We start from the raw sequence: 10,631 nt of genomic DNA on the forward strand, positions 1-10,631 counted from the left end.
GGCAGGGCAAGGTCGGTTTCACCGGGAAGGACCTTTGCACCGAGCAGGGGATTGACCGGATGGCCGGACGTCACTCCGCCGGGGCACACCGAACAGGCCACGCCGGTGGGGGCACCAATGCGCACCCCGGCTGAACCCTGAACAATGCTACCGCCATACTGCGTCATGTCGCCCTGACGCGCTGCCGGTTTTCCGCTCATCTGCTCATCCTTGTTTTATCGGGTTATTTGTCTGCTTCCAGGCAAAACCCTACAGATTTATAAGAAAGCCTTAAGTGAGATATCCATCAGATAGAAACAATTAGGAAAATATTTATATCACCATGATAAATATGTGATTTATTTGGAAGTAACAAACCATCAACATTTTCTGCCCTTTTTCCCATCACCAGGCCATACTGATATTTTTCCTCGCACAAAGGACTCGGCATGAAACTCGTCGGTAGCTACACCAGCCCGTTTGTACGCAAACTTTCTATTCTGTTGTTAGAAAAGGGCATAACTTTCGAATTTATTAATGAACTGCCCTATAACGCGGACAACGGCGTGGCGCAATTTAACCCGTTAGGAAAAGTGCCGGTGCTGGTGACCGAAGAGGGCGAATGTTGGTTTGATTCGCCGATCATCGCTGAATATATTGAATTAATGAATGTCGCTCCGGCGATGTTGCCGCGCGATCCGCTGGAGTCGTTGCGGGTGCGCAAAATTGAGGCACTGGCGGATGGCATTATGGATGCCGGGCTGGTATCGGTGCGTGAACAGGCGCGTCCAGCGGCGCAGCAGTCTGAAGATGAATTGTTACGCCAGCGGGAGAAAATCAACCGCAGTCTGGATGTGCTGGAAGGATATCTGGTCGATGGCACACTCAAAACCGATACGGTCAATCTGGCGACTATCGCCATTGCCTGTGCCGTCGGATATCTCAATTTCCGCCGCGTTGCGCCAGGTTGGTGTGTCGACCGCCCACACTTAGTCAAACTGGTCGAAAACCTGTTTAGCCGCGAAAGTTTTGCTCGCACCGAACCGCCAAAGGCTTGATGCGCGATATGTCCTCCTGACCCATCTCACGTTACAATCCGTGGTTATGTTAAACGCCCTTCTCCGTGTGAGAGGGCCTTGATCAGCCAGGTTTCCTATGACAACCGAAACGCGTTCCCTCTATAGTCAACTTCCGGCTATTGATCGCTTATTGCGCGATAGCTCCTTCCTTTCTTTGCGTGATACTTATGGTCACACCCGCGTGGTGGAATTGTTGCGTCAGATGCTCGACGAAGCGCGAGAAGTGATTCGTGGCAGCCAGACGCTGCCTGCGTGGTGTGAAAACTGGGCGCAAGAAGTCGATGCCCGGTTGACGAAAGAAGCGCAGAGCGCGCTGCGTCCGGTGATCAACCTGACGGGAACCGTGCTGCATACCAACCTTGGGCGAGCTTTACAGGCGGAAGCCGCGGTGGAAGCCGTTGCGCAGGCTATGCGTTCGCCAGTGACCCTCGAGTATGATCTGGACGACGCCGGACGCGGACATCGCGATCGGGCGCTGGCGCAGCTGCTGTGCCGTATTACGGGGGCGGAAGATGCCTGTATCGTCAATAACAATGCGGCGGCGGTGTTATTGATGTTGGCGGCCACTGCCAGCGGAAAAGAGGTGGTGGTATCTCGCGGCGAACTGGTGGAGATTGGCGGCGCGTTTCGTATTCCCGATGTTATGCGTCAGGCAGGCTGCACCCTACACGAAGTAGGGACCACCAACCGCACGCACGCGAATGATTATCGTCAGGCGGTGAATGAAAATACCGCACTGTTGATGAAAGTACATACCAGTAACTACAGCATTCAGGGGTTCACCAAAGCGATAGATGAAGCGGAACTGGTGGCGCTCGGCAAAGAGCTGGATGTTCCCGTAGTGACTGATTTAGGCAGTGGCTCGCTGGTCGATCTTAGCCAGTACGGTTTGCCGAAAGAGCCAATGCCGCAGGAGTTGATTGCGGCGGGCGTCAGTCTGGTGAGTTTCTCCGGCGACAAGTTGTTAGGCGGGCCGCAGGCAGGAATTATTGTTGGTAAAAAAGAGATGATCGCCCGCCTGCAAAGCCACCCGCTGAAGCGTGCATTACGCGCGGATAAAATGACCCTCGCGGCGCTGGAAGCCACGTTGCGTCTTTATTTACACCCTGAAGCTCTGAGTGAAAAATTACCGACCCTGCGCCTGCTTACCCGCAGCGCAGAGGTCATTCAAATCCAGGCACAACGTTTACAGGCCCCCCTTGCCGCACATTACGGCGCGGAGTTTGCGGTACAGGTTATGCCATGTCTTTCGCAGATTGGCAGTGGTTCGCTGCCGGTTGATCGCCTGCCGAGCGCGGCATTAACGTTTACACCCCATGATGGACGCGGTAGCCACCTTGAGTCATTAGCCGCCCGCTGGCGTGAATTGCCAGTGCCGGTGATTGGTCGTATTTATGACGGACGATTGTGGCTGGATTTACGCTGCCTTGAAGATGAGCAACGGTTTTTGGAGATGTTGTTGAAATGATTATTGCGACTGCCGGACACGTTGACCACGGCAAAACAACCTTATTGCAGGCGATTACTGGCGTAAATGCTGACCGTCTGCCGGAAGAAAAAAAGCGCGGCATGACCATCGATCTCGGCTATGCCTACTGGCCGCAGCCGGATGGTCGCGTGCCTGGTTTTATCGACGTTCCCGGTCATGAAAAGTTTCTTTCCAACATGCTGGCGGGCGTTGGTGGTATCGATCACGCGCTGTTGGTGGTGGCGTGCGATGACGGCGTGATGGCACAGACCCGTGAGCATCTGGCGATTTTGCAGCTGACCGGTAACCCGATGCTGACAGTGGCGCTGACCAAAGCCGATCGCGTGGACGAAGCGCGTGTTGATGAGGTTGAACGCCAGGTAAAGGAGGTTCTGCGGGAATACGGTTTTGCTGAGGCAAAACTGTTTATCACCGCAGCAACCGAAGGTCGGGGAATGGATGCCCTGCGCGAGCATCTGCTTCAGTTGCCGGAACGCGAGCACGCCAGCCAACATAGTTTCCGCCTCGCGATTGACCGCGCATTTACCGTAAAAGGTGCCGGGCTGGTCGTCACCGGTACGGCGTTAAGCGGGGAAGTGAAGGTAGGCGATTCACTCTGGCTGACTGGTGTAAATAAACCGATGCGTGTACGTGCGCTGCATGCGCAAAACCAGCCAACAGAAACCGCCAATGCCGGGCAGCGTATCGCGCTTAACATCGCGGGTGATGCGGAAAAAGAGCAGATTAACCGTGGCGACTGGCTGCTTGCCGATGTGCCGCCAGAGCCGTTCACACGGGTGATTGTCGAGCTTCAAACCCATACACCGCTGACCCAGTGGCAGCCGCTGCATATTCACCACGCCGCCAGCCACGTCACGGGACGCGTTTCACTGCTGGAAGATAACCTTGCTGAACTGGTCTTCGACACCCCGTTATGGCTGGCAGATAACGACCGCCTGGTATTGCGCGATATCTCTGCCCGCAACACGCTGGCCGGAGCGCGCGTCGTGATGCTTAACCCGCCGCGTCGCGGTAAACGTAAGCCGGAATATCTGCAATGGCTGGCGTCTCTTGCACGGGCGCAGAGCGATGCCGATGCGTTATCTGTTCATCTGGAACGCGGCGCGGTTAACCTTGCGGATTTCGCCTGGGCGCGCCAGCTCAACGGCGAAGGGATGCGCGAATTGCTGCAACAGCCTGGTTATATTCAGGCTGGTTATAGCTTGTTGAATGCGCCGGTTGCCGCCCGCTGGCAGCGGAAAATTCTTGACACATTAGCGACTTATCATGAGCAACATCGCGATGAACCTGGTCCTGGGCGCGAACGTCTGCGACGTATGGCGTTGCCAATGGAAGATGAAGCGCTGGTACTGTTGCTGATTGAAAAGATGCGCGAAAGCGGCGACATCCTCAGTCATCACGGTTGGCTGCATCTGCCAGATCACAAAGCGGGCTTCAGCGAAGAGCAGCAGGCCATCTGGCAAAAAGCAGAGCCGCTGTTTGGTGACGAGCCGTGGTGGGTGCGTGACCTGGCAAAAGAGACGGGAACCGACGAGCAGGCAATGCGCCTGACGCTGCGCCAGGCGGCGCAGCAAGGAATAATTACCGCGATCGTCAAAGATCGTTATTACCGTAACGATCGGATTGTCGAATTTGCCAATATGATCCGCGATCTCGATCAGGAGTGTGGTTCAACCTGCGCGGCGGATTTCCGCGATCGCTTAGGCGTAGGCCGAAAGCTGGCAATTCAGATTCTGGAATATTTTGACCGCATTGGCTTTACGCGTCGTCGTGGAAATGATCATTTATTGCGCGACGCATTATTATTTCCGGAAAAATAAGGAAATGATTAATTAATTTTTAAAATAAATTAATACAAATTTCTTATGATTTTAAAAAAAGCACATTGTTTAATGAATACAATGTGCTTTTTATTAGATTAATTTTGATAATCAATAATACTGATCATATTTTCGAATGAAAATCCTCAGTAAGCTGCCCGCCCTTTTTTACACTTTCAGGAGTGTGTTATGGCATCTTCAACTTTCTTTATTCCTTCTGTGAATGTCATCGGCGATGATTCATTGACTGATGCAATGAATATGATGGCAGATTATGGATTTACCCGTACCTTAATTGTCACTGACAATATGTTAACGAAATTAGGTATGGCGGGTGATGTGCAAAAAGCACTGGAAGAACGCAATATTTTTAGCGTTATTTATGATGGCACCCAACCTAACCCAACCACGGAAAACGTCGCCGCAGGTTTGAAATTACTTAAAGAAAATAATTGCGATAGCGTGATTTCCTTAGGCGGTGGTTCTCCGCATGACTGTGCAAAAGGTATTGCGCTGGTGGCAGCCAATGGTGGTGATATCCGTGATTATGAAGGCGTTGACCGCTCTGCAAAACCGCAGCTGCCGATGATCGCCATCAATACCACTGCGGGTACAGCATCAGAAATGACTCGTTTCTGCATCATCACCGACGAAGCGCGTCACATCAAAATGGCGATTGTTGATAAGCACGTGACTCCGCTGCTTTCTGTCAATGACTCCTCGCTGATGATCGGTATGCCGAAGTCACTGACCGCCGCCACTGGTATGGACGCCTTAACGCACGCTATCGAAGCGTATGTTTCTATTGCCGCCACGCCGATCACTGACGCTTGTGCACTGAAAGCCGTGACCATGATTGCCGAAAACCTGCCGTTAGCCGTTGAAGATGGCAGTAATGCGAAAGCGCGTGAAGCAATGGCTTATGCCCAGTTCCTCGCCGGTATGGCGTTCAATAATGCTTCTCTGGGTTATGTTCATGCGATGGCGCACCAGCTGGGCGGTTTCTACAACCTGCCACACGGTGTATGTAACGCCGTTTTGCTGCCGCATGTTCAGGTATTCAACAGCAAAGTCGCCGCCGCACGTCTGCGTGACTGTGCCGCTGCAATGGGCGTGAACGTGACAGGTAAAAACGATGCGGAAGGTGCTGAAGCCTGCATTAACGCCATCCGTGAACTGGCGAAGAAAGTGGATATCCCGGCAGGCCTACGCGACCTGAACGTGAAAGAAGAAGATTTCGCGGTTCTGGCAACTAATGCCCTGAAAGATGCCTGTGGTTTTACTAACCCGATCTAGGCAACTCACGAAGAAATTGTGGCGATTTATCGCGCAGCGATGTAATCATCATTTCCACAACGGCTGGCAAATTGTCAGCCGCTTTTTCAACTATCTCTGTAACCCTTGCCCGTAAATTCGTGATAGCTGTCGTAAAGCTGTTACCGACTGGCGAAGATTTCGCCAGTCACGTCTACCCTTGTTATACCTCACACCGCAAGGAGACGATCATGACCAATAATCCCCCTTCAGCACAGATTAAGCCCGGCGAGTATGGTTTCCCCCTCAAGTTAAAAGCCCGCTATGACAACTTTATTGGCGGCGAATGGGTAGCCCCTGCCGACGGCGAGTATTACCAGAATCTGACGCCGGTGACCGGGCAGCTGCTGTGCGAAGTGGCGTCTTCGGGCAAACGAGACATCGATCTGGCGCTGGATGCTGCGCACAAAGTGAAAGATAAATGGGCGCACACCTCGGTGCAGGATCGTGCGGCGATTCTGTTTAAGATTGCCGATCGAATGGAACAAAACCTCGAGCTGTTAGCGACAGCTGAAACCTGGGATAACGGCAAACCCATTCGCGAAACCAGTGCTGCTGATGTACCGCTGGCGATTGACCATTTCCGCTATTTCGCCTCGTGTATCCGGGCACAGGAAGGCGGTATCAGTGAAGTTGATAGCGAAACCGTGGCCTATCATTTCCACGAACCGTTAGGCGTGGTGGGGCAGATTATTCCGTGGAACTTCCCGCTGCTGATGGCGAGCTGGAAAATGGCTCCCGCGCTGGCGGCGGGCAACTGTGTGGTGCTGAAACCCGCACGTCTTACCCCGCTTTCTGTACTGCTGCTAATGGAAATCGTCGGTGATTTACTGCCGCCGGGCGTGGTGAACGTGGTCAACGGCGCAGGTGGGGAAATTGGCGAATATCTGGCGACCTCGAAACGCATCGCCAAAGTGGCGTTTACCGGCTCAACGGAAGTGGGCCAACAAATTATGCAATACGCCACGCAAAACATTATTCCGGTGACGCTGGAGCTGGGCGGCAAATCGCCAAATATCTTCTTTGCTGATGTGATGGATGAAGAAGATGCCTTTTTCGATAAAGCGCTGGAAGGCTTTGCACTGTTTGCCTTTAACCAGGGCGAAGTTTGCACCTGTCCGAGTCGTGCTTTAGTGCAGGAATCTATCTACGAACGCTTTATGGAACGCGCCATCCGCCGTGTCGAAAGCATTCGTAGCGGTAACCCGCTCGACAGCGTGACGCAAATGGGCGCGCAGGTTTCTCACGGGCAACTGGAAACCATCCTCAACTACATTGATATCGGTAAAAAAGAGGGCGCTGACGTGCTCACAGGCGGGCGGCGCAAGCTGCTGGAAGGTGAACTGAAAGACGGCTACTACCTCGAACCGACGATTTTGTTTGGTCAGAATAATATGCGCGTGTTCCAGGAGGAGATTTTTGGCCCGGTGCTGGCGGTGACCACCTTTAAAACGATGGATGAGGCGCTGGAGCTGGCGAACGACACGCAATATGGCCTGGGCGCAGGTGTCTGGAGCCGCAACGGTAATCTGGCCTATAAGATGGGGCGCGGCATACAGGCTGGGCGCGTGTGGACCAACTGCTATCACGCTTACCCGGCACATGCTGCGTTTGGTGGCTACAAACAATCAGGTATCGGTCGCGAAACCCACAAGATGATGCTGGAGCATTACCAGCAAACCAAGTGCCTGCTGGTGAGCTACTCGGATAAACCGTTGGGGCTGTTCTGATATAAGAAGCTGGTCGCATTGGGTATTCATTGCCTGATGCGACGCTTACGCGTCTTATCATGCCTACGGGAACCTGACCGTAGGCCGGATAAGGCGTACACGCCGCATCCGGCATAAACAAAGCGCACGTTGTTACAATTTACGTTTTAAACCTACGTGCGCAATAACCCAGACTACGCCAACAGAAGTGCGTTTCTGGGGCGTGTTTTGTCAGGAGTTTAATCTCGCGTTTCGATGGTGAGCGGGCGAACCAGGCCGTAAATTACCATTGGTGATCCGAGGCCAATCAGCAATAAACGGTAGATAATTGAAGGTTTAATACGCTTAATCTGTACTGTGGATGTTTTACTGGAGTTATTCATTAGTTTGGCCAATAGTTCCACTATTTCAATATGATAAACCTCGTCCTGTTGAAAAACCAGACAGCACATTTCAGAAAGTATATAAAAAACAATATGTCGTTATATAAATAAGGAAATTGCACTGCATCATGGCATTTCATAATATGCGTTAATTGTTCTTTTTTATATTCTTTGAGGGAAATATGTTCCTGGACTATTTTGCACTGGGAGTGCTTATTTTTGTATTTCTGGTGATATTCTATGGGATTATTATTTTACATGATATTCCCTACCTGATTGCTAAAAAACGTAATCATCCTCATGCCGACGCCATTCATGTTGCTGGTTGGGTGAGTCTTTTTACGCTGCATGTTATCTGGCCATTTTTGTGGATTTGGGCCACGCTTTACCGCCCGGAGCGGGGATGGGGAATGCAAAACCATGACTCCTCCGTTGTGCAACTACAACAGCGTATTGCCGGGCTGGAGAAACAGCTCGCCGACATCAAATCCTCTTCTGCCGAGTAATACTTATGGATTTACTGATTATTTTGACCTATGTGGCTTTTGCATGGGCAATGTTTAAGATCTTCAAAATTCCTGTAAATAAATGGACCATTCCCACAGCGGCCCTGGGTGGCATATTTATTGTCAGTGGTTTAATTCTGTTAATGAACTATAACCATCCGTATACCTTCAAAGCGCAAAAAGCGGTTATTTCTATTCCTGTTGTCCCACAGGTGACAGGCGTGGTGATCGAAGTGACGGATAAGAAAAATACGCTGATTAAAAAAGGTGAGGTGCTATTTCGACTGGACCCGACGCGTTATCAGGCGCGGGTGGATCGGCTGATGGCGGATATCGTTACCGCAGAACATAAACAGCGGGCGTTGAGCGCAGAGTTAGATGAGATGGCGGCGAATACTCAGCAGGCAAAGGCCACGCGGGATAAATTCGCTAAAGAGTATCAGCGTTACGCACGCGGCAGCCAGGCGAAAGTAAACCCGTTTTCAGAACGCGATATTGATGTGGCGCGGCAAAATTATCTGGCGCAGGAAGCCTCCGTAAAGTCATCGGCGGCGGAACAAAAACAGATCCAGAGCCAGCTGGATAGCCTGGTGTTGGGTGAACATTCTCAAATCGCCAGCCTGAAAGCGCAGCTCGCGGAAGCAAAATATAACCTTGAGCAGACGATAGTGCGTGCGCCGAGCGATGGTTATGTGACCCAGGTGCTGATTCGTCCGGGTACCTATGCCGCGTCGCTGCCGCTACGTCCGGTGATGGTGTTTATACCCGATCAGAAACGACAAATTGTGGCGCAGTTCCGTCAGAACTCCTTGCTGCGACTGGCCCCTGGCGACGATGCGGAAGTGGTGTTTAATGCTCTGCCAGGTAAGGTATTCAGCGGCAAGCTGGCAGCCATTAGTCCAGCTGTTCCCGGCGGAGCTTATCAGTCGACCGGCACCTTACAGACGTTAAACACAGCGCCGGGTTCAGATGGCGTTATCGCGACCATTGAACTGGATGAGCACACTGATTTGAGCGCTTTACCAGACGGTATTTACGCCCAGGTGGCGGTCTACTCTGATCATTTCATCCATGTCTCGGTGATGCGCAAAGTGCTATTACGCATGACCAGCTGGGTGCATTACCTTTATCTCGATCATTAATCTTCGCTTTCCGCCGCTTGTTCAGGCCGCAGTTGCTGCGACTGAGCAAGCTGGTGGCGAATTTCACGCAGCATTTCATCCAGCACATACTGGACCCGCCAGGGCTGGTATTCCCGTTTACGGAAGATAGCCACCAGATCCAGCCACCATTCATACGGGGGCTGAAAGCAGGGCACCAGCGTGCCGTCTTGCAGATCGCTCTGCACACTTTTGTCTGGCGCAAACACAATCCCCAGGTGATTTCGTGCCAGCTCCAGCGCCGATTGCGTGTTATCGCAAACGTAATTTCCCTTCACGCGATAATCCCGCACCTCTTTACTCCCGGCGACGTTGAAGCGCCAGATATTCGCGTCATCAATCATCATCGAGTCGATCAAAATACAGGAGTGATGTTCGAGTTCGTCAGGACGGCTAATAGGATGTTTCTCAAGATAGCGCTGGCTGGCATAAGCGGTTACGGCATATTGTGTAATAAAACTGGCAACCAGCGATTCATCTTTTGGTGGAGCGTAGCTGATTAAAACATCACAATCATCAGGAAATTCGACGCCTTCATAAAAGGCATTACGCTCAAGATTGCAGGTTTTTAGCGATAAGGTGATATCACCGATATCTTTAATTTTATCGATTACATGTTTGGATAAATAGGTAATTATGCCGGTTGGGGCGTAGATGGTGACCCGACTACGTTTCTCATGCTTATAATCTGCAATAAAATTATTAAGTTGCTCGTTTCTGTCCAGCATGTCGTTGATGTACGGTAACAGCGCGGTGCCAAAAGGTGTGAGCATCAGCTGCCGGGTGGTTCGGTCAAAGACTTTTAAACCCACTTTTGATTCAAAATCAGCAAGATATTTGCTGACGTTGGCCTGTGCGATGCCAAGTACAGTCGCGGCATGGCTGATATTTTCACTGGCAGCGATTACCGAGATAATTTTTAACTCCCGGTACTTAAGTTGTAATTTTGTCATCGCAACAGCCCAATTATATATAATTTTATATATTACTATATAAATATGAATCTTGCACCGGAGAAATTGTAAGCATTATTATGCCGACTCTTTTTTATCTTATTTTAAAATGGAATACCGGGTGATGCTGCCAACTTACTGATTTAGTGTATGATGGTGTTTTTGAGGTGCTCCAGTGGCTTCTGTTTCTATCAGCTGTCCCTCCTGTTCAGCTACTGACGGGGTGGTGCGTAACGGCA

10 protein-coding genes are annotated in these 10,631 nt (G+C 51.3%); 8 read left to right on the plus strand and 2 right to left on the minus strand.

What is annotated here, in order from left to right; all coding sequences use genetic code 11:
- Positions 1-200: type IV secretion protein Rhs (locus tag K0778_RS23645; RefSeq protein WP_044722805.1), on the minus strand; the 200-nt coding region annotated here is incomplete at its 3' end.
- Between the two features lie 228 nt (positions 201-428).
- On the opposite strand from K0778_RS23645, the gene K0778_RS23650 reads away from it, so the two are divergent.
- From K0778_RS23650 to K0778_RS23680, 7 genes are all read left to right on the plus strand, one after another.
- A complete protein-coding gene (locus K0778_RS23650; protein WP_000779792.1) occupies positions 429-1,037 on the plus strand; it encodes a glutathione S-transferase in 609 nt (202 codons plus the stop codon).
- A gap of 97 nt (positions 1,038-1,134) precedes the next feature.
- Positions 1,135-2,526, plus strand: coding sequence for an L-seryl-tRNA(Sec) selenium transferase (gene selA, locus K0778_RS23655; RefSeq protein WP_000206275.1), 1,392 nt, complete (start codon positions 1,135-1,137; stop codon positions 2,524-2,526).
- The gene (selB, locus tag K0778_RS23660) at positions 2,523-4,367 is read left to right on the plus strand and encodes a selenocysteine-specific translation elongation factor (protein ID WP_000582470.1); all 1,845 of its coding nucleotides are present in this window, start codon (positions 2,523-2,525) and stop codon (positions 4,365-4,367) included. Before selA ends, selB begins: the two co-directional genes overlap by 4 nt.
- Positions 4,368-4,556: 189 nt before the next feature.
- Complete coding sequence (gene yiaY, locus K0778_RS23665) at positions 4,557-5,663, plus strand: L-threonine dehydrogenase (RefSeq protein WP_153449133.1); 1,107 nt, start codon at positions 4,557-4,559, stop codon at positions 5,661-5,663.
- Between the two features lie 209 nt (positions 5,664-5,872).
- On the plus strand, positions 5,873-7,411 hold the full coding sequence (gene aldB, locus K0778_RS23670) for an aldehyde dehydrogenase AldB (RefSeq protein ID WP_000183976.1): 1,539 nt from the start codon (positions 5,873-5,875) through the stop codon (positions 7,409-7,411).
- 544 nt (positions 7,412-7,955) lie between these two features.
- Positions 7,956-8,279 carry a DUF3302 domain-containing protein gene (locus tag K0778_RS23675; RefSeq protein ID WP_000478193.1) on the plus strand — a complete coding sequence of 108 codons (324 nt, stop codon included), beginning with the start codon at positions 7,956-7,958 and terminating at the stop codon, positions 8,277-8,279.
- Positions 8,280-8,284: 5 nt separating this feature from the next.
- A complete protein-coding gene (locus tag K0778_RS23680; protein WP_063084433.1) occupies positions 8,285-9,421 on the plus strand; it encodes an HlyD family secretion protein in 1,137 nt (378 codons plus the stop codon).
- On the opposite strand, the gene K0778_RS23685 is transcribed toward K0778_RS23680, so the two are convergent.
- Positions 9,418-10,392 carry a LysR family transcriptional regulator gene (locus tag K0778_RS23685; protein ID WP_063084434.1) on the minus strand — a complete coding sequence of 325 codons (975 nt, stop codon included), beginning with the start codon at positions 10,390-10,392 and terminating at the stop codon, positions 9,418-9,420. The genes K0778_RS23680 and K0778_RS23685 overlap by 4 nt on opposite strands.
- 175 nt (positions 10,393-10,567) lie before the next feature.
- On the opposite strand from K0778_RS23685, the gene K0778_RS23690 reads away from it, so the two are divergent.
- A partial coding sequence (locus tag K0778_RS23690; RefSeq protein WP_001676991.1) for an IS1 family transposase occupies positions 10,568-10,631 on the plus strand: 64 nt, incomplete at its 3' end.

This window comes from Escherichia sp. XD33 (genome assembly GCF_019375075.1).
Taxonomy (GTDB): Bacteria; Pseudomonadota; Gammaproteobacteria; order Enterobacterales; family Enterobacteriaceae; genus Enterobacter; species Enterobacter flexneri_A.

Coding starts and splice junctions, on each gene's coding strand:
- K0778_RS23650 (WP_000779792.1), top strand. CDS start 429: ATGAAACTCGTCGGTAGCTACACCAGCCCGTTTGTACGCAAACTTTCT.
- selA (WP_000206275.1), top strand. CDS start 1,135: ATGACAACCGAAACGCGTTCCCTCTATAGTCAACTTCCGGCTATTGAT.
- selB (WP_000582470.1), top strand. CDS start 2,523: ATGATTATTGCGACTGCCGGACACGTTGACCACGGCAAAACAACCTTA.
- yiaY (WP_153449133.1), top strand. CDS start 4,557: ATGGCATCTTCAACTTTCTTTATTCCTTCTGTGAATGTCATCGGCGAT.
- aldB (WP_000183976.1), top strand. CDS start 5,873: ATGACCAATAATCCCCCTTCAGCACAGATTAAGCCCGGCGAGTATGGT.
- K0778_RS23675 (WP_000478193.1), top strand. CDS start 7,956: ATGTTCCTGGACTATTTTGCACTGGGAGTGCTTATTTTTGTATTTCTG.
- K0778_RS23680 (WP_063084433.1), top strand. CDS start 8,285: ATGGATTTACTGATTATTTTGACCTATGTGGCTTTTGCATGGGCAATG.
- K0778_RS23685 (WP_063084434.1), bottom strand. CDS start 10,392: ATGACAAAATTACAACTTAAGTACCGGGAGTTAAAAATTATCTCGGTA.